Genomic DNA, 19730 nt, shown 5'->3' on the forward strand with positions numbered 1-19730 from the left:
CTTTCCTGCTCTCAGTGCGACGAGACATAGATTGCATCCGCGAACACCTCCGGGATGGCGAAGCTCTCACGCATACGCTTCGCCTCCGCCGCCGGTGTCATACCGAACAGACGCTTGAACTCTCTGCTGAACTGGGACTGACTCGTATAACCGACAGCATGGCTCGCTGCTTCCGCAGTCAGATCCTGCCGCACCATCAACAGACGAGCCTGATGCAGACGAGTCGACTTCACGTACTGCATCGGCGACACCTGCGTAATCGCCTTGAAGTGGCTATGGAAGCTCGGCACACTCATCCCCGCTTCGTCAGCGAGTTGCGTAACGTCGAGAGGGCCCGCGTAACCGGCATGGATAAGATGTATCGATCTGCCTATCCGGCCGAACTGTCCTCGCATTGCTAAAGCCTCCCTCATCGAACTGCCCTGAGCGCCTGAGAGCACGCGGAAATACACTTCGCGCAGCAGCCCTGGGCCTAGCACAGCAGCTTCGAGCGGTCGGCCCAGTGCCTCGATGAAGCGCAATACGGACGCCTGCATGGCTTCATCCATCGGCGTCGACATCATGCTCTGCGGAGCTTGCACACGTTCCCCGGTGCCTTCGTGATCGATCTGCGCCGCGAGCTCGGCGGCCATTGTGAAATCGAGGTGCAGATACAGCGCAAGCAGCGGACGCTGCGGCGTTGCATCGGTTTCCATGCTGAACGGCACGGGTACGGACACGGCCAGATAGTGACGCTCGTCGTAGAGGTAGAGCTGATCGCCGAAGTGGCCTCGCTTGCGCCCCTGGCAAACAATCACGATACCGGGGTCGTACAGAACCGGCGTGCGCGACAGCGCACGGTTCGAACGCAGGATGCGCACGCTCGGCAACGCCGTCAGGTTGTAGCCCTCATCGGGCGCCAACGCGCGCAGCAGCGCAACCATGTGTTGCTGGCTTTGCGAGGACAGATCGGGCGGCTGGGGAACGACGCGCCTTGTACTCATAGTTTTGTGCAATAAATTAAGCGGAATCTGGCTTATTTAGCCACGTTCATCAGACTAGTATGCACTCTCCAATCAAGGTTCGGGAGAGATTTCAATGGCATCCAGTAAAGTTCTGCTCATCACGGGCGTCAGCAGCGGTTTCGGCCGCGCACTCGCAAAAGAAGCACTGGCAGTGGGTCACAAGGTCGTCGGTACGGTGAGAAGCGCACAGGCAAAGCGCGATTTCGAGTCTTTGCATACGAACGCGGCCTTTGGACGTGTGCTCGACGTGACCGACTTCGACACCATCGAGCACGTCGTTGCGGAAATCGAGGCGAGCGTGGGCCCCATCGATGTCCTCGTCAACAACGCCGGCTACGGCCACGAGGGGGTCATGGAAGAATCGCCGTTGTCCGAGATGCGCCGACAGTTCGATGTGAATGTATTCGGCGCGGTCGCCATGATGAAGGCCGTGTTGCCGTACATGCGCGAGCGTCGACGTGGGCACATTCTGAATATCACGTCGATGGGCGGCTACATCACCATGCCGGGAATCGCCTATTACTGCGGCAGCAAATACGCGCTGGAAGGCATCTCCGAGGCACTTGGCAAAGAGATCAAACCTTTCGGTATCGCTGTGACAGCCGTGGCGCCTGGTTCGTTTCGCACCGACTGGGCAGGTCGCTCGATGACGAGAACACCTCGCTCGATTGCAGACTACGACGACACCTTCGAACCGATCCGCAAGGCGCGAGAAGAGAAAAGCGGCAAGCAACTGGGAGATCCCGCGAAAGCTGCACGCGCAATGCTTGTTGCAATCGCCGCCGACCACCCGCCTGCACATCTATTGCTCGGCAGCGATGCCCTGGCACTCGTGCGAGACAAGCTGTCGGCATTGGAGAATGAAATCGGTGCGTGGGAGGCCGTTACGGTCTCGACGGACGGTTGAGAACTTCGCGTTGCCCGTCGCCTCCCGGCAGTGTCACCACTTTCCGGGACAGACATTGCGAGAGCACCCCGGTCTAATGATCAGCCTGGGGACACATTCGTGAATCCGGAGCTTGCTTATCGATTGCCGCGCGTTTGACATCCTTTTAGTCAGGAATGCATCGGAACCCAGATATGCGACCCGGCTCACGACACCCCCATTCGATCGGTGTCCACCACATCCGGCCTTTCCATTGCTGATGCGTTTTCCCTGCTGACGGAGCAACATCTTGAGATTTGACAGAAAACGCGTACTGGTCACGGGCGGCGCCGGCTTTCTCGGCTCCCACCTTTGCGAGAGGCTGGTCGGACTAGGTCACGACGTGATCTGTCTGGATAACTTCATGACGGGCACCAAGGACAACGTCGCAGGTTTGCTCGGCAACTCTCACTTCGAAGTGCTGCGTCACGACGTCACGTTCCCGCTCTATACCGAGGTCGACGAAATCTACAATCTGGCCTGCCCGGCTTCCCCCGTGCATTACCAGTTCGACCCGGTGCAGACGACCAAGACAAGTGTGATGGGTGCGATCAATATGCTGGGGCTGGCAAAGCGCACGCATGCGCGCATTCTGCAAGCGTCCACGAGCGAGGTCTATGGAGACCCGACCGTTCATCCGCAACGCGAAGACTATCGGGGCAATGTCAATCCGCTCGGGCCGCGGGCCTGCTATGACGAAGGAAAGCGCTGCGCGGAAACGCTATTCTTCGACTACTACCGACAGCATCACGTCGATATCAAGGTCGTGCGAATCTTCAACACCTACGGGCCGCGCATGAGTCCCAACGACGGGCGGGTCGTATCCAACTTCATTGTTCAGGCTTTGCGCGGAGAGGACATCACGCTATATGGCGACGGTTCCCAGACGCGGGCATTTTGCTATGTAGACGACCTGATCTCCGGCCTTGTCAGCATGATGCAAACGCCGAAAGATACGACAGGCCCAGTCAATCTAGGCAATCCACATGAAATTCCGGTGCGCGAGCTGGCTGAGCGCATCATCCGCCTGACCGACTCAAGCTCGAAAATCGTGTTCCGACCACTGCCCGTCGACGATCCTCTACAGCGATGCCCGGACATCGGCCTCGCGCACAACCTGCTCGACTGGCAACCTCGCGTGGCGCTGGATGCGGGCCTGCATCGCACGATCGACTACTTCCGGGCGAGTTTGGGATTACGGCTATCCGCGCTTACCGCTTGACGTAACGTATTGGCGATGTACCTCGTCTGCCTGACTCTGCAGTAGTTCGTGCCGGCATGAGTGCTGACACGAACTGCGCACATCTGCTGCCAGTTTTCGCTTGAGCATGAACCCGTTGCGCTACGTCAAGCGTAATGCTTCGTCATCCTCTGTGCATGTACACCACCCGACTCCCACTGAATAGCCTTCGCGGAAAACGTCTGCAGTAGAGTAGACCCTGTCTCATCGATGTCCGCACCGTGCGCGCGCAATGCCGCAATCAGTTTCTCCGGTGCAAGTTCTTACACCATATTGCCATCGTCTTCCCACATGCTCGAGTCGACATCGATCGACAACGCGCGGGTTCCTCGAAACGATGTTTCGCAATTGTCATCGATCCGTCGCCACTACATCGATGCGTCATCGAGTCGGTGCTATTCTCCGAAACGATGTTTCGTGGGAACAGGAGTTCCGTCGCATAAGGCGATGATGTTTTGATGCGCTTCGCATTGAGGCGAAAAACGCATACGGGAACGTCGATTGCGATCTGGGTGCCGGATATCTGGAACGCATGATCGTCTTGCCGATGGCTACGCACAAGGATCTCAGCTACGCACTAGCGATGCTGAATTGCTTTCAGTTGATGCGCACGACCAACAAAAAGCACATGATACGTACGGGCAAAACTGATGAGCACGGGCAAAGTTGCACAGTTACACGCCACGCAGTTCGACTCATTGATAACATAAACCATGCTGATCATATCGGGATGTCCGCGCCTGTCGGCCCTTACCGCAATACAGACGTAACAAACCAGTAACGCTATTGCAATACGAAGATTGGCCAAGTGTCCTTTTCATCAACGCCGCGCGATTGAACGAACCGGACAGAGACGACTACGACACCTGCGAAGAAAGGTGTGTCTCTGCGGTGCTCATTCGTGAAACAGTACAGGCCACTATGCGCGACAGCATCGTACAACTCGGAAGAGTGATTTCTAACGTAGGTACGACCAGGTTCTTTCCAGCCATGAAGCGGTTCATCGGCGACACGGTCGCGATCGACGCAATGCACGTGTCGATCTGGAACAGCGACGAGCAGCGTGGCCGCTTCATCGATGGCGTTGCGGTCCACGGCGCCGAACTGCATGGCGCCGATATGCGCGATCATCTTCCCGAGCCGTTGATGACGCAGATTCTCGATCTGGATGGCCCGCAGATCATCCACGTAGAGGCGCGGGCAGCCGGTGCTGCCGATTCGATATCGCCCATGTATCGATGTCTCATGCTGATGCGGCGATTCAATTCGCATTTCATCATCGTTCTGCAACGAAATGCGGAGCGTGGCGATTTCTTGCCGGACGAACTTACGTCGCTTGGTGATCTGTCATTGGTGTTGTTGCCGCTCGTCGAGCAGCACACGTCGCCGCAACCGCCCGCCCCGATCGACGACACGCCCGCGATCACCGCCGCCGACACATTGTTGCCGGACAGCAGCGTCGCTACGCTTTCGCAAACCTTCTTGACGCGCCTCGAGCAGAGGCACATCACGCTGTCGTCACGCGAGCAACAGGTCTGCATCCTGATCCTGTCGGGGCACACGCTGCCCTCGATCTGCGAAGAACTCAACCTCAGGGCAAGCACGGTAGAAACCTATCTAAAACGTGCGCGCATCAAGCTTGGGCTCAGCGGACGGCACGGCCTGTCGCGCTGGATGATCGAATAGGGTCGGCCGTCGCACTCCACCTGTCCAACTGAATGCGTGCCACCTTTCCGGGCCGGCGCGGCCATTACAATGCGTCGCGCATTTCCACCAATTGGGACGCTATGCCGAATCGCAATTCTCAATTAATAATTACCATGATTTATCAATGATGAATAACTCCATAGATTAATGATCAGACAATTGAATGCCAGTCCATCTACACTTCCGCCGGATCATTGAATGGACATGCAGCAGTCATTAGCGCATCATCGAGACCGCTATATCAACGACAAAATCCAGATTTCAGTATATATTGCCACTTGACCGGATCCCCACCCCGCAAGGTTTTCCGGCACTCAGATGCGCGAAAGATACAAAAATTTCCCCCTGCAATTCTCCGAATTTTCATCGAATTTTTGGCAGATCCATGTTATGGACGAAACGCCATTTCCCCCCTGTCATCATGCGCATGGCATTGAATAGCGCCAGTGAAATTCATTTTGAATTGTCTGAATGATTTTGTAATTTTTGGAACTTGCGAAATGAGTTGTCATTAGGTTATTTATAGTAATCGATTAAAATTTTAAATGAGAAAATATCCACTCACCTGACGTATCATCACTCCCGGTCCACAAGATCAATGTTATCGCCGCGTATTCGTCGGCGCTGGATCCGGTAGGGTCTTACGACCTACCCCGTCGATGCCAAGTAACTGTTCCTGAAAGCCCCGAACAACAAGATGAAGCGCCGAGATCGAATCGTCGGCGCGGCGTCGTCCTGCCCGCATGCCCTGATATTCACTGATAGCGATATGAAAGCTTCGAAAGCATTTCGATAACTCACACTCATTCCCCCAATACCGTCGATACATCGGCGTAAGAGTCAGTGAGCAGCGAAGTCATTTTCCAGATGGCAAAATTGCCATGTAGATTTTGAGGAGTTCGAATTGAACGGTTTTTTTGCGAAGATGGGACAGGTGATCACCGACAGCGGAACCGATAACTTCGTGGCGGGCATACACAGGCTGATCAACGACTACGTGCCAGTAGACGTGACCGAGGCAACGAACTGGATTATCGACAAGACGAACAAGAATGTGGCCACGATTCAGCGGCTGGGCACGTGGGGAGCGGCTGCCAACCAGTTTAGCTTCTGCCGCGACGTCGGACATTCATGCGAAGACAGACCTGAATCGTCAATATTGAGCAGAATCGTTAATTCAGAAGATTCGCAGTTGATTCATTTAAAACCGCGCACTGTGTCTCACGATATTCACGACAATTCTTCCGGTATCGTTTATCAATGCATCCTGCTCTCCCATCAAGATAATCGGCGTCACGTCATTTCATTATCCCGGGCAGCACAACCGCGCGATTTTTCATTACAGGAATTATCGGTATTGAAACAACTTTCCGATGCCATTCTGCCGGCAGTCGGATATCACGCGCGCAGGAGAATTCGCGAACCGAAACGCGACGGATTAACTACCGCAGTGCCAGGCGCCGCCGAAAACCACGCAATGCAGTTACAGCGCAACTTCGACGAGCGTCTGAACGAGATGGGCGTCGTACTGTCGAGCCGGGAGTATCAGGTCTGCCTCGCGCATCTACTGGGCAACACGTTGCCCGCTATCGCCCGCCAGCTCAGCGTACAGGAGAGCACGGCAGCCACGTACTTCAAGCGTGCAGGCATCAAGCTGAATCTGAGCGGCCGGCATGGCTTTGCCAAATGGATGCTCGGCACGGCCTCCTAGCGCCAGGAGCAGGCCTGGGCCCAGGGCAGATCGCCCGATAGAGGGCCGCACATCGTCGCCATCCCGCGCGTCGTCCCGTTGCGTCGCAAGTAGCGTCGACCCTACTGCGCTCTTCTGAAATGCCGTCATTGTTGCGGTATTCAATCGTTAAAAAGACCTTCAAGAAACCTTTCATTCCACCCAGAAAGGCTTAATGAAAAAGGCTGTCCGGGCTCTGAAATACTTTTGCTCCGGCGGTAAACAATTATTCATTCGCGCATTGCAACAATAATCTTCGGCTTTACGCATCGAATCTCGCTACCAGTTCCGGCTGTTAGTATTTTTCTCCGACCGCCTCTATTTTCGTAGGATCGCAATGATCGCTGGAAATACGCAGGTCGAGAAAAAGCCCCGCTTCGCTGTAATAACGACACCTCCAGCTCCGACGAAAGGCATGGGAATGCACGATGCAACCGCCCTGGCATCGTCCCCAGTTTCTTTGCCATTGCTCACGAGGAGTCCCCTGCGCATGAACACCGTCCGTTGCCTGTTGCGTCTCGCCGATCCCGCCACACTGGCCAACCGCTGGGGCCTCGCGCGCTGGGCGCCGCTGCCGTTACGGCTGATCGTCGGATATGGCTTCATTGCGCATGGCTACGCGAAGATCATCAAGGACCCCGAGAACTTCGCCGCGATTCTTCATGCGCTCGGCGTTCCGGCCGCGCACTTCATGGCGTGGGCGACGATTGCCATCGAACTGCTGGGCGGCACGGCCATTCTGGCGGGAGCATTCGTGCCGCTCGCGGTCGTGCCGATGATCGTCGTGCTGGCTGTTGCCATTTTCACGGTACATCTGCCGTTCGGGTTCACGTCGATCAAGTTGATGGCCGTGACCAGCGCGGGCCCGCAGTTTGGTCGGCCCGGCTATGAAACGGACCTGCTCTACATTGCCTGCCTCGTCGCGCTGGTATTCGGCGGCTCGGGGCCGTTGTCGGTCGATGGTTTTTTACATGGCCGAAAGGTAACGAGAGGGAAATGAATCGCCCGCGCCGCATCGCTCCGGGCTAAGCCAGGCCCGCCGCGATTATGTCCTTACGCCACCTCGCCGCTGCGGCAAACGGCGGACTCGGACTGCAGTTGCGCGAGATGTCGCAACAGCTTCGTCACCATCCCGACCACGGTCAGCGCGAGAATCACGAAGAATCCTGCGAGCGGCGTCAATACCTGCACCGACACGAAACCGGCCAGCCCCATCATCGCCGACGACACGAGCAACAGCGCACAGCCGAGAATCGCGCTCGTCAGCCCCGCGATATGCGGGAACAGCGAATTGCCCTTGGCCATCAGGGTCGGATACATCGCGCCGGCGCAGAACCCCATCACGAGCACCGGTGTAGCGAGCGTCCAGACGCGCAGACCGACCGTCAGCGCAAGCACCAGCATCGCGATCGACGCGGCCGCCATCACGCGTGCGCCGATATGCAGCCGCTGCTCCGCGCTCGGCAGGCGCGGGCCGTGCACGCGATTCGACAGGCCGCCCAGGAAATACATCAAGCCGATGCCGAGCGCGAGATAGGCGAAGTAGGTCGGCGGCTTGTGCAAGGTGTTCTGCACCATGAACGGCCCGACGATGTTGAACACCAGCAGGATGCTGTAGCACAGCCCTTGCGCGAGAAAGCAGCTCTGGAACACCGGGCTCGAGAGTACCTTGCCCGCGTTCGTGAACAATGTGCGCGGCGCGAGGTGTACCGGCTGCGGCAAGGTCTCGCGATAACGCCAGACCAACGCCCACATCACCAGCGAATAGACGAGCAAAAAGACCAGGCAGGACTTCCAGCCGAACAACGTTTGCAGGTGTGCGCCGATCACCGGCGCAACAATCGGCGCGAGCCCCCATGCGATCGCCATGTACGTGAACGCATGAATCAGCGCCTGCCCGGAGAACGAATCGGTGATGATCGCCTTCGCAAGCAGGTTGGTGGAGGCAATACCAAAGCCCTGCAGACAGCGGGCGAGCAGGAACATCTCCAGATTCGGCGCGGCAAGCGACAACACGCAACCGATCGTGAATATTACAAGTCCGAAAGCAAGCACAGGCTTGCGGCCGTGTGCGTCGGCTACTGGCCCGAAGACAAGCTGGCCGAGCGCGTAAGCCGCCATATAGCCGGACACGCTCGACTGGATCGCCTGAGGCGATGTCGCGAAGAAACGTGCCATCGCGGGGAGCGCGGGGACGTAAATGTCGATTGCGAGTTGGCCCGCGGAGGCAAACAGACAGATCAGGAATAACAGGAAGCGCGGCGAATTCGGCGTGCGCGCTGGAGTAAGCGCGTGCTCAGGGAGAGTGTGGTTCATGACAGCTTGAAGGGGCGGATCGGGGGACGTGCATTGTTCGCTGCGGGTGAGCGCAACGCGAATGTGGCGCCATCTATGCGTATTGTGCCTGTTATCGCGTTGATGGCGCTTACGTCCCGGCTGGCGCTGGGGTTACTGTTCAGGCTGTCGGTAGCGTGGCGGATGATCAGTGTGACGTAACAGGCACGTCTCTATCACACGCCGTCAACATGGACGATCAACAGTACATGTGCCATTCCGTTAGCCCTTGAGCATTGGGCTAGAAACGGTCGATCATCCCCAATTGCACGCCACGCACCGACGCACCGGGCCACGAAGGCGTGAGGCCGGTGACATTCACGCCGCGCAGTGTGAATTCGCCTTGCCCGCGGTTGTGCAACCAACCGGTGCTCGCATAGAGCAATACGCGCTTCGACAGGTCGTACTCAAAGGCCGCGCTGAACTGGTCGGCATTGTTGTCGCCGCCCGAGCGGTCGCGCAACCAGGTATAGCCGAGCGAGGCACGCAGGTGCGCGTCGACGGCATAGCGCGCCGACACCGACAAGCCGTCGTTGTGATAGCGCGGCGTGCCGCCGTCGCCGTTGAAGAACGACACGAAACCCGTCACCGGACCGTAGACGTACGAGACGCCACCAAGGTTCGCGCGTAGTGCGCCGACACCGTGCGTCTGCTGGTGCGCGTAGGAAATGCGTAACGGTCCATCGCGATACGCGAAGGTTTCGATGTGGCCCGCGAGGCCGTTGCCGTCGCCGTCGCTTGCATCGCGTAACGTGGCCATCAGCGTGGTCGAGAAGCCGTGGAATTCGGGCGACAGATACGTGATCGCGTTGTTCACGTAGGGCGTGATCTTCGAGAGGTTGTCGAGACCCGAGGCGATGGTGCCCGCCCCGAATGCATCGAGCTCGCCCTTGAACGGGATATAGATCGGTGAGTACTGGCGGCCCATACGCACCGTGCCATAAGGTGTGCCCACGCCGATCCACGCCTGCCGGTTGAAGATCGTGTTGCTCACCGCGTAGGTGCCGTCGGCGGAACCGAAACCGTTTTCCAGTTCGAACAGGATGTCGACGCCGTTGCCGATGTCCTCGACGCCGCGCAGGCCTACGCGTGAGCCGCGATAGGCGCCCGAGTCCATGCGCGCGACGTAGCCTGCGCCGGGATTGGTGATTTCAATGCTGGTGTCGAACGCGCCGTAGAGCGTGACCGAGCTTTGGGCGTGTGCGCTCATCGCGTGCGCCGCGAGCGCAACGAGCGCCGCCGAAGCGCGCGGCGCGCGACGGCGGAATACCCAGAAAGCGCCGCACGCCGCGCTCGATCGCCCCATTACTGCGGCGGCAGCGCGTAGGCGATCACGTAGTCACCGAGTTTGGTGCCGAACGAACCGTGGCCGCCCGCGGCGATCACGACGTACTGGCGACCGTCGATGGAGTAGCTCATCGGCGTCGCCTGGCCGCCCGCGGGCAGGCGGGCTTCCCAGATCTGCTCGCCGTTGTTCACGTTGAACGCGCGAATGTAGTTGTCCGCGGTCGCGCCGATAAACGCGACGCTGCCCGCCGTCACGATCGGACCACCCAGCATCGGCATGCCGAGCTTGAACGGCAGCGGAATCGGCGAGCTGTCCTGCACCGTGCCGATACGCTTCTTCCACACGATCTCATTGGTCTTCAGATTGATCGCCGAGATGTAGCCCCACGCCGGTTGCTTGCACGGAAGACCCAGCGGCGAGAGGAACGGATTGATCGTCACGCCGTACGGCACACCGTACTGCGGCTGGATGCCTGACTCGGTGCCACTGCCCTTGGCTCCCGGCTCAGGTTCCAGCGGGTTGCCCGATCCACGTGGAATCAGTCGCGAGACGAACGGCAAGCCGATCGGGTTTGCGACGGCAATCTGGCGGTCGGTGTCGATCGCAAGACCGCCCCACTCGAACACGCCAAGGTTGCCCGGAAACACGAGCGTGCCCTGCAGCGAAGGCGGCGTGAACGTGCCCTCGTAACGCAGCTGGTGGAACATTACGCGGCACACAAGCTGGTCGAACATCGTCGCGCCCCACATGTCGGCATCGGTCAGATTCTTCGACGGACGATACGTGAGCTGTGAGAACGGCTGTGTCGGCGCAACGTGGTCGCCGGGGGCCGCACCCTGCGGCACGGGCGTTTCGGGTGCCGGCACGACCGGCACACCGGTGCGGCGATCGAGCACGAACAGGTTACCGGTCTTGGCCGGCGCGTACACGACCGGCACGGTTTTGCCATCCTTGTCGGTGATGTCCGCGACCGTGGGCTGCGACGGCTGGTCCATGTCCCACAGATCGTGGTGCACGCTCTGGTAGAACCAGGCGAGCTTGCCGGTCGAGGCGTTGAGTGCGAGCAGCCCAGTGGCGTATTGCTCCAGCTCCGGCGTGCGGTCGCCGCCCCAGATATCCGGCGTCTTTACACCCATCGGCAGATAGACAATGTCGAGCTTCGCGTCGTAGGCCGCGGGTGCCCACGAGTTGGGCGAATTCCATGTGTAGTGTTCGCCCGGGCCTGGAATGTGATTCGGGTCCTTCGCGCCCGGATCGAACGCCCAGAGCAACTCGCCCGTACGCACGTCGTAGCCGCGGATGACACCCGACGGTTCGCGGTTCGAGAAGTTGTCCTCCACAGCACCCGCCACGACGATCACCTTGCTGGTAATGATCGACGGCGAGGTGGGCTCGTACATGCCCGGTGTCGTGACCGGTTGTGCGTGCTGCAGGTCGAGGTCGCCGTTGCTGGCGAAGCCCGCGCAGCGCTCGCCGGTTTGCGCATCGAGCGCGTAGAGATGGCCGTCGTTGACGGGCAGATAAATGCGGCGCGTACAGGCGCCGTTGGCTGATGGTGCTGCTGCGGCGGTTGTTGCCGAGGCCGCTGTTGCCGCGTCACTCGCGGCTACGGCAGGCTCTGCCGCTGCCGGTGCTGGTGCCACACTCGCCGAGAGATCGACATACGACACACCGCGGCAGGTCACGTGCTGGAACGACGGATCCGCCTTCAGTTGCGGATCGAACCTCCACTTCAACGCGCCCGTCTTCGCGTCGAGCGCAAACAGGATCTGATGCGGCGAACACAGATAGAGCAGATCGCCAATCTTGATCGGTGTGACTTCATTGGTGATCTCGACCGGATCGTTCGGGCCTTTCATGTCGCCCGTGCGGAAGGTCCAGGCCACCTGCAGGTTCTTCGCGTTTTCCGGCGTGATCTGCTGCAGCGGTGAGTAGCGCGTGCCTTCCTGGGTGCGTCCATAGGCCGGCCAGTCGGCGGGATCGATGCCGTTCGGATTCGCCGCGGGCGTTCCGGCCGCGGTGCTGAATGTGCCGTTGACCGTCTGCGGATCGTTGAAGCTCGCGTAGACCAGCACGCCTGCCCAGATCACGAGTGAGGCGATCAGCGCACTCACGGCGGACCTGCGCGGCGTGTCGAGCCGCCAGCTCACGAGCAGCAGCAACCACACACCGAACAGGACAAGCACACCGGAGCGCGGCGCGAGCGCCCAGAAGTCGGGACCCGACTCCCACAGTGCCCAGATCGCCGTGCCGACGAGTACCAGTGCGTAGAGCGTAAGTGCCGCCGGACGGCGGCGGTACAGCAACCACGTCACGCCAAGTAGCAGGATGCCGGTCACGATGTAGTAATACCCCGACCCACCGAGCGAGAGCAGCCATCCGCCGCCTATCAGCAGATAGAGCGCGGTTAGCGCGGTGAACAACAGGGTGATGACGCCGATGAAACCCGCGGATGTCGATTGTCTGGGCATGTTGATCTCAACCTTCGTTTGAGGACGCTGTTTGCATCGCCTGTTACGCGATGCGAACAGCACAGGCATACCGGAAATGCGGGAGTTGCGGGAAAAACAGTTGCGTCAGAACACGTGCATCATCCCGACGTACGCGCCGGTCTGCGATTCGCCGGCAATCGGGCTGGTCGGCGAGCTCGAATCGCGCGGCGTCGCGAATACCGAGAAGGTGCCGTTCTTGCTGTTGTTCACGTACGCGACGGTGCCGTACAGGAACGTGCGCGCGCTCAGGTTGTAGGTGGTACCGAGCGCATAGAGCATGGCGTGGCTGCCCGGGTCGTGCGCGGCATCGCCGCCGCCGTCGCCCACACGGATGTAGAAGCCCGCTGCCGTCACGGCCCAATGCGGCGTGGCCTGGTAGGTGGCGCCGAGCCAGTAGTGATCGGCGCTGTCGGCCACGCCTGCGGGCGAATCGGGTGCCGAGTAGTGTGTGTAGGCGGCCTGGATCTTGAACTTCTGCACGCGTATGTTGGCGCCCGCGAAATACTCGCGCGAGGCCGTGAAGATGTTGGACAGGCGACCGTTCGAATCGCGCAGTTCGTCGTAGATGCCGCGCAGGTCGAAGAGCGTCGAGTGATAGCTGAGCATGATGCCGTCCGAGCGACCGAACTCGCCCTGGGCGCCATTGTTGAAGCCGTTCGCCTGGTTACCGAACGCGTATTGTCCCTGCACGTCGACGCCCTGCCAGACGGGGCTGTGATATTCGACGTTGTTGCTTGTCTGTTGCCAGTTGCGCCCGCGTACCAGCGAGGCCGACGAGACCGCCTGCTGCACGAACGGATCGAATTCCCACACGCCGTCGCTGTCGATGAAGAGATTCCGGCCGGCTTGTAACTGGCCCCACGTCTCGTTCTTCAAGCCGACGTAGGCGCGGCGCGAGAACATCCTGCCGCCGCCTGAGGTGCCGTTCATGATCTGCAGCGCGGTTTCGAGGTCGAACAGCGCGGTGTTGCCGCCACCCAGGTCTTCGGTGCCCTTGAAGCCGAGCATGCTCGTGCCCCAGTCGCCGCCTTCCGCGCTCCAGCGGCTGGAACTGCCGCCCGTGCCGTTGGCAATGTGATTCAGATATTCGATACCGCCGTCGACGCGGCCATAGAGCGTCACGCTCGATTGCGCCAATGCGGCGGTGCTGGTTGCGAGTAGAACGAATGCGCCTAGTTGATGTTTCACGTCAACTCCCAGGTGAATTCTTCTTTAGTTCTCCGCACCGCACCTTGCCCTGCCTGGACTGGTGCGAACGCGGCGATTTATCCAGCATCGCGGGCATGCTCTGCGTGATGCCGGGCGGCAACGCGTGATTCAATGCGGATCGGACGGACGGATGACGCCGGGTAAATATAGCGCGTGATGTGCGCTGTGACTAGGGCGGTGACAATTGCTGAATGGGTCGCGCGAAAGTGGTGGGCAGCGCGACAAGGAGAGCGAATCGCTCGGGCAGCTTGTCGTTCACTCATTCGTGCCGACCCTGCGTCCCGGCGATTCCACAGCAACCTCGAGCTACCCGCGCCCCGTAACCGGCAGCAATGCGCCGGTGATCGCCTCGGCATCCGAAGAAAGCAGGAAGGCGATGATCGAGCCGATCTGTTCCGGTTTCACCCACTGCGTGAAATCAGCGTCGGGCATGTCCGCACGATTCCTCGCGGTGTCGATCGTGCTCGGCAGGATGGCGTTGACTGTTACCCCCTTCTGTTTCAACTCTTCGGCGAGCGCTTCGGTGAGACGTGCCACTCCGGCTTTCGATGCGGAATAGGCGCCCATTCCAAGGCCACCCTTGAGTGCTGCCATGGCGCTGATATTGACGATACGTCCCGCACCGTTTTCCAGCAAAAAAGGAATCGCCGCTTCCGATGCCGTCAACACTGTTTTCACGTTCATCTGGTACATCAGATCCCAGGTGTCTGCACTTCCTCCGGCGATCAACTCCCAGCGAAATCCACCCGCGATATTGACCAGTGCGTCCAGACGACCGAAGCGGGTTTTGATGTCCGCAAATGCCTGCCGGGTTTGCGCAGGTGAAGCCAGATCCACTCCGCCCATCGCACTCAGGTTGTTGCCCGATTCTACCGACAGATGTGGTGCTGCCTCTCGACCCAGCAGCACGACCTGCATGCCACGCGTTGCCAGAACCTTGCCCACAGCGCTACCCAAGGCACCGAATCCACCGGTTACGGCGACGACTTTTTCATTCGAGCTATTGTCCATGTTCCGGGCACCAAAGAAGGATTGTCTTGAGGGAATTGAACCAGCAACATCGAGCCGGTCCTACATGTTCCCCGCGGTGAGCCATACATCACTGTCCGAACCTACGCCAAATCTCCACACCCCGCCAGAATAGCCTGTCACCCAATTGATGTTAGAAATTAAAAGTGTCTATTTTTCCCCGTCAGCACTGGGTCTAAAAATCCTCGTGAAAGTGTCAATTCTTCTTCCAACGACAATTCGGTCGGTGAATAAAAAAGTAAAAGTGTCAGCAGACGCCGCAGCTGTGGCACGCGGCAGATCGTCGTGCACCATCACCTGAAATTCATTGTGTAAGCCGTCCAGAAATCTTCCCAATCTTTAAACAACCAGACGATCGCAAAGAGATGTTGCAAGGGGTGCATGCGTACAACTGGCCTTCTGCATATTTGCGAGACGTACATATGTGCATCGCGCTCCGTAGCGGGCAACGCGGCCAATTCCGGGATAACGCGCAGTGTCGAGGCGCTTTTTAACATCGATGTGATGCAATCCGAAAACCGGAGCTTCCCGCCCTTCCGCTGTAGTCCCATCGACCTTAACTGGGTTGTATAGGCTCGTACGAGACGCTCACCATCGAGGAATACGTGAGGAGCAAGTGCAGTGATACGAAGTGCCGCGCATGAGAGCTTCGAAAAGCAACCAAGTTGATCGACTACATCCTGGATTTGAAGAGGTGAGGCAAGACGTGTCGAGCCCTCGCTCCGTGGAAGACACCAGTTGTATCCAGCTCGCGCATCTGTTCCAGACAAAACTTCAAGTATGTTCTGATGATGCGGGCACACCCATACCCCGGGTACCTGATGGATACGGTGCCAGTATGCGACGCAAAATTTCTCGGTATCTTCCTTCACACATTGATCGCAGGCTTTCAATGGATGGCGGCCGTGAAAGTGATTCAGAAGCATTCCTAGGCTGAATCTCAGCGAGCCTATGCGATCTCCCCGCAGAGAGGAGATCGCCTGTGAGGCATGCAATCGCGTATTGAACGGCAGATAGAACGGCAATAGCGTATGCCTGAAGATCACGTCAACTGCTGCGCCGAACCTCCCATCGGTGGCATCCACAAAGAAATCAATCCCGGACGGAAAATCTGGCCGAGATCTTGAACGAGGATGCCCAAACAGCTGGCGGGAAGTTTCTGATGCGAGATAGTTACAGGAGACAAGATGATGTCGGCTCGCAAGACTAAAAAGAGTTTCATCGGGTAGCCACGAGGCGACGGTCACGCCACCAGAACGATCGCTACTAGAAAAACTCACGATTTTTCAGTACACCATAGCCAGACAACAGTGCTCATTGCGCCACACCCATCAGGTAAGTTACAAAGGGTTGTTCCTCCGCTGCTAATGATGAAGCTTGTCAAATTTCTCACTACCTTCGAGCAGCGATTCTCGCGTAATTTTCGGCTTCTTCAAAGGTACTACCCGGTCTGGAGGCGACTCTTCACTATGCTTGTTCTCAATTGACCTGAGTGCTTCGGCTTCTGCAGCTGTTAGAGATGACCTTAGATAGTCTTCTTCAACTCTCTGCCTGAATCCCTCCACAGCCTTTTTTGCCGAAGTGAAACTCGCGATATCGTCGAGACCAGAAAAAGGACACCATAGATCTCTTCGAACAATTTTCCCTGTAATTTGTTGACGCAACAGGTCCTCAACATCTTCGCGACACGCGGCGTACTCCGCGGAGCGATACGCGCGGACCAGATCATCGTCGTCCATACGAGCGCGCTTACCTCTTGCTAGACGGTCGCGGGTTGCAACAATCAGGAGGCAGATTATCGACCGCGGTATACCGAACGTGCATTCGTGAATCAGTTCCTGCGTCGAATTTACGTCAAACGACAATGTCTCCGGAGCGGCTTTCGTGTATTCAACCAGCATTCCTATAAAGTCTGGCGAAGAGCGGGCCTCCGGATACACAACGATTGGCATATGAAGAAACCGGTCACGATCCTCCTGCCCTCTCTTTTTCAACCGATGCAACAGACTAAAGTTAGCAACATAGACCACCTGTGGTCCGACTCCCAGAAATTTTAGAAGCACGGAAGCCGCCTTCGCATTTGTCTCGCTGCCCAGTGTGATGTGTTGAAACTCGTCAATCGCAAGCCAGCACACCCCGTCCCGCCAGGAGCGCCGGCGCGCCAGGGAAAGCAGTTCGGGAACGCTGAGTCTCTTGACTGATACCGGGAAATCGACCAGATCAGGTTGCGGGAAATCCGGCATGACGCATGGCCGCAGCAACTGGTTCATTTCTGTTCCATCTCTTAGTGTCAAAATCCAACCTGACACCAACGGTATGTTCTTGTGATCCCCGACATCGATCAGGGTGTCTGGCCCAATCAGCGTCCTGAAGGCCCTGATAAGTGCAGACTTGCCAATGCCAGCCAGTCCTGTCACGCATACGGCAGGCGAAACGTGCTCCCCCCATGGATTCGGCTCATAAAGACCATACATGTAAACTTCTTCCGACAGGAAATGTGATCGTGCATGGCTATATGCGATGTCGTTCATTAGCCGAAGCTTCCCGCGGGTTTGAGCAGTTGGGAAAAAAATTTTCCCAAGCACGCCCCGCAGGATCTCGGCACCGGCGTTAGCGGGCCGTCCTTCCAGACTAACTGGAGACGCAGGCACGGCGACAACGCGGTCAATTTCCTCGTCCGTCCAGCAATGTTCGAACCTGGTAGTCCAAGGATTGAAAATCACTATCCCCTCCGTCGTGATGCGGTCCTGCCAAGAACGTCTGCCTCCTCAGCAGTGGTTCCTGACGGCCTTTTGGGCGAGCCGGCACGTCGGTGCGCCGCGTCCCACGGGTGACCAGTTTCCGCCTCGAATCTTAGACGGGTATCTACGTCAGCGGCGGTCGTGCTCTCGCGGGTCATTGCCCTCAATCCGCGCCGCTCCTCTGCGAATTCATTCAATCTTGAGAGAGGTATATACAGATCCTCCCCATCCTCTCTTACGCGCCTCAAGGCTTCGACCTCTATCAATCGCCCCCTCACTTCTACCCAGAGGTAGCGCACCATCATTGACAGGATGAATCCCGACAATGTGACATCTGCCAGACCCGCTACCTGGGTCTGAATCCTAGTAGCCTTGAATTCATCCGAGTTGTACCAGGTTCCTTTGTAGTTCACCCCATGGCAATCCACTTTCAGTGACACGGGCGTACAGAATGCCCTGACCGCCTGCTCCACAGAAATCGCGTGACCGGATGTCCGGAGACGCTCTTCCAGGTATTTCCAGTAGCAATGTGGCGTTGCTGGCCAACCTCGTTGAAGAAATACATGGACCGCCTCATTACTAAGCCGGGATGATATGTCGCTTGTATGGTTGTCCCGGCAGGCACGATAAACCTCGCGCTTGATCGTTTCCGCCACGTCGAGATCACTTTGCAGGAACGACGGAGCACCTTCCAGGTTGATCGTCCTTGGATGACTGGCTTCAGCAACCGCGTTCGACTGCCCCGAGTAGGATGGGATGATCGTCTTGATGGGAAATGCCAGTTCCAGTTCCGTCACCAGGTCTTTGGTTCCACCTGGCCCGCGATCCGACATGAAGCTTGGTGGTAGCCCTTCCGCAATCCAGTCAAGATCGTCGGGCGGCACCCCGATCAGCCGCGCATAGTACTTCTTCGGTATGGCCATGCAGAACAGCATCGACCTGTAGGCCTCAGCTGTTTCCGCGCCCAACGAAAATCCAACGCCTACAACCGCGCCTGAAGTTTCACAGATGCCACGCGCCACAATCAGCGGAGACATTGGAGCATCCGACCGGAATGCCCGCGGGCGCTCCGCGACGTGGAATGCGTCTACCGCGACACTCTCCAGTAGATTTGCATACGGTCGCGTAAAGTTACCCTTGTTCTGCTTTGCATTTAGACGGACGCGTGGGTACCCCCAAACGGTATTTCTTATATCGTCAACTCCAAATTTGCGGACTACCCGGTATCGGAATTGCCCATAGCTTGGAAATGGCTCGTTCTCCGGGTGATAAAGCTGCAATCTTCCGCTTTCCAGCTTCCTTACCTTGGTTCCAAAAACGTCCGCCAGCGCCTTCCGGTGGATGTCGGCCATCGTTACACCAAGGCCACAAAAGCGCAGATAGCTTGTCCGGATTTTCTCCTGCATCGGCCCGGATGGCCATCCGTACATCGACCCATCGGACAACGAAGGGCGGCCAAGTTTTCTGTTCGTGTGCGATGCGTCAGCTCGATCCCATCGCCCTGTCAGACCGCCCGATCGCTTCAGGGCCCATATATTTCTCCCGTGCAGAATGAAGGAGAAAAACCATACCTGCATCCTGTGCAGGTGTACGCCTTTCCCGTTTTTCGCGTTGTAGCTGGACAGCGCTTTTAATGGATTGTCGGAGGACAGAATCTTCTCCGCGTTCGCGACGGCCTCACTGATGTGAGTGTAAGCTCTCTCGACCTGCTGCCGGTAGGTCTCCTTCTTATTTTTGTAGCGCAGTTCCTCGATTTCCTCGAACGACACGCCCTCCTGGTCCTTTAGCCATTCAGGAAGTGTGTACTGCCTTTTCTCATGCACGAGACCGGGCGGATCGTCTAGCAGTGCACGTTCGAACTCGCATTCACCGAGCCATATGCACCTGACGCGTCGCTGCTTGCGCGCTTTCTCAAACCAGACCAGCAGCGCTGCCCGGTCGTGACTTCTTCTACCGGCAAAGTAGTAACGTATGGATTTCGATAGCGAGTGGAATCCATCGGGAGCCTGCAGTTGGGTTCCGATATGCATGC

14 protein-coding genes are annotated in these 19730 nt (G+C 58.0%); 5 read left to right on the forward strand and 9 right to left on the reverse strand.

Translation table 11 applies throughout. The annotated features are described in order from the left end of the window. Window positions 1–11: 11 nt before the first annotated feature. Complete coding sequence (locus tag M0D65_RS14870) at window positions 12–983, reverse strand: AraC family transcriptional regulator (RefSeq protein ID WP_266253351.1); 972 nt, start codon at window positions 981–983, stop codon at window positions 12–14. A gap of 94 nt (window positions 984–1077) precedes the next feature. Between M0D65_RS14870 and M0D65_RS14875 the strand changes: the two genes are divergently transcribed. The 5 genes from M0D65_RS14875 to M0D65_RS14895 all read left to right on the forward strand — a co-directional run bounded on the left by M0D65_RS14875 (window position 1078) and on the right by M0D65_RS14895 (window position 7605). After that, window positions 1078–1911, forward strand: a complete 834-nt coding sequence (locus M0D65_RS14875) for an oxidoreductase (RefSeq protein ID WP_266253352.1) — start codon at window positions 1078–1080, stop codon at window positions 1909–1911. Between the two features lie 268 nt (window positions 1912–2179). Next, the gene (locus tag M0D65_RS14880) at window positions 2180–3151 is read left to right on the forward strand and encodes a UDP-glucuronic acid decarboxylase family protein (protein ID WP_266253353.1); all 972 of its coding nucleotides are present in this window, start codon (window positions 2180–2182) and stop codon (window positions 3149–3151) included. 1008 nt (window positions 3152–4159) lie between these two features. Then, window positions 4160–4855 carry a helix-turn-helix transcriptional regulator gene (locus M0D65_RS14885; protein WP_266253354.1) on the forward strand — a complete coding sequence of 232 codons (696 nt, stop codon included), beginning with the start codon at window positions 4160–4162 and terminating at the stop codon, window positions 4853–4855. Window positions 4856–5780: 925 nt separating this feature from the next. After that, the gene (locus M0D65_RS14890; RefSeq protein ID WP_091008570.1) at window positions 5781–6587 is read left to right on the forward strand and encodes a hypothetical protein; all 807 of its coding nucleotides are present in this window, start codon (window positions 5781–5783) and stop codon (window positions 6585–6587) included. A 508-nt stretch (window positions 6588–7095) separates the two neighbouring features. Then, entirely contained in the window at window positions 7096–7605 is a 510-nt protein-coding gene (locus M0D65_RS14895; protein WP_266253355.1) for a DoxX family protein, read from the forward strand. Window positions 7606–7658: 53 nt separating this feature from the next. On the opposite strand, the gene M0D65_RS14900 is transcribed toward M0D65_RS14895, so the two are convergent. The 8 genes from M0D65_RS14900 to M0D65_RS14935 form a co-directional block, all read right to left on the reverse strand. After that, window positions 7659–8921 carry a multidrug effflux MFS transporter gene (locus tag M0D65_RS14900; RefSeq protein WP_266253356.1) on the reverse strand — a complete coding sequence of 421 codons (1263 nt, stop codon included), beginning with the start codon at window positions 8919–8921 and terminating at the stop codon, window positions 7659–7661. Between the two features lie 259 nt (window positions 8922–9180). Continuing rightward, the gene (locus tag M0D65_RS14905) at window positions 9181–10245 is read right to left on the reverse strand and encodes a porin (protein ID WP_266253358.1); all 1065 of its coding nucleotides are present in this window, start codon (window positions 10243–10245) and stop codon (window positions 9181–9183) included. Beyond that, window positions 10245–12698: a glucose/quinate/shikimate family membrane-bound PQQ-dependent dehydrogenase gene (locus tag M0D65_RS14910; RefSeq protein WP_266253359.1), complete on the reverse strand. Its 2454-nt coding sequence runs from the start codon at window positions 12696–12698 to the stop codon at window positions 10245–10247. The genes M0D65_RS14905 and M0D65_RS14910 overlap by 1 nt, the downstream gene beginning before the upstream one ends. 105 nt (window positions 12699–12803) lie before the next feature. After that, window positions 12804–13907: a porin gene (locus M0D65_RS14915; protein WP_266253360.1), complete on the reverse strand. Its 1104-nt coding sequence runs from the start codon at window positions 13905–13907 to the stop codon at window positions 12804–12806. 327 nt (window positions 13908–14234) lie between these two features. Next, window positions 14235–14939, reverse strand: coding sequence for an SDR family NAD(P)-dependent oxidoreductase (locus M0D65_RS14920; RefSeq protein WP_266253361.1), 705 nt, complete (start codon window positions 14937–14939; stop codon window positions 14235–14237). Window positions 14940–15250: 311 nt separating this feature from the next. Further along, window positions 15251–16237 carry a TnsD family Tn7-like transposition protein gene (locus M0D65_RS14925; RefSeq protein WP_266253362.1) on the reverse strand — a complete coding sequence of 329 codons (987 nt, stop codon included), beginning with the start codon at window positions 16235–16237 and terminating at the stop codon, window positions 15251–15253. An 84-nt stretch (window positions 16238–16321) separates the two neighbouring features. Beyond that, window positions 16322–17680, reverse strand: coding sequence for an ATP-binding protein (locus M0D65_RS14930; protein ID WP_266253363.1), 1359 nt, complete (start codon window positions 17678–17680; stop codon window positions 16322–16324). Beyond that, window positions 17680–19728, reverse strand: coding sequence for a hypothetical protein (locus tag M0D65_RS14935; RefSeq protein WP_266253364.1), 2049 nt, complete (start codon window positions 19726–19728; stop codon window positions 17680–17682). Before M0D65_RS14935 ends, M0D65_RS14930 begins: the two co-directional genes overlap by 1 nt. Between the last annotated feature and the right edge of the window lie 2 nt (window positions 19729–19730).

Origin of the sequence: Paraburkholderia sp. CHISQ3 (genome assembly GCF_030464945.1) — a bacterium.
Taxonomy (GTDB): Bacteria; Pseudomonadota; Gammaproteobacteria; order Burkholderiales; family Burkholderiaceae; genus Paraburkholderia; species Paraburkholderia megapolitana.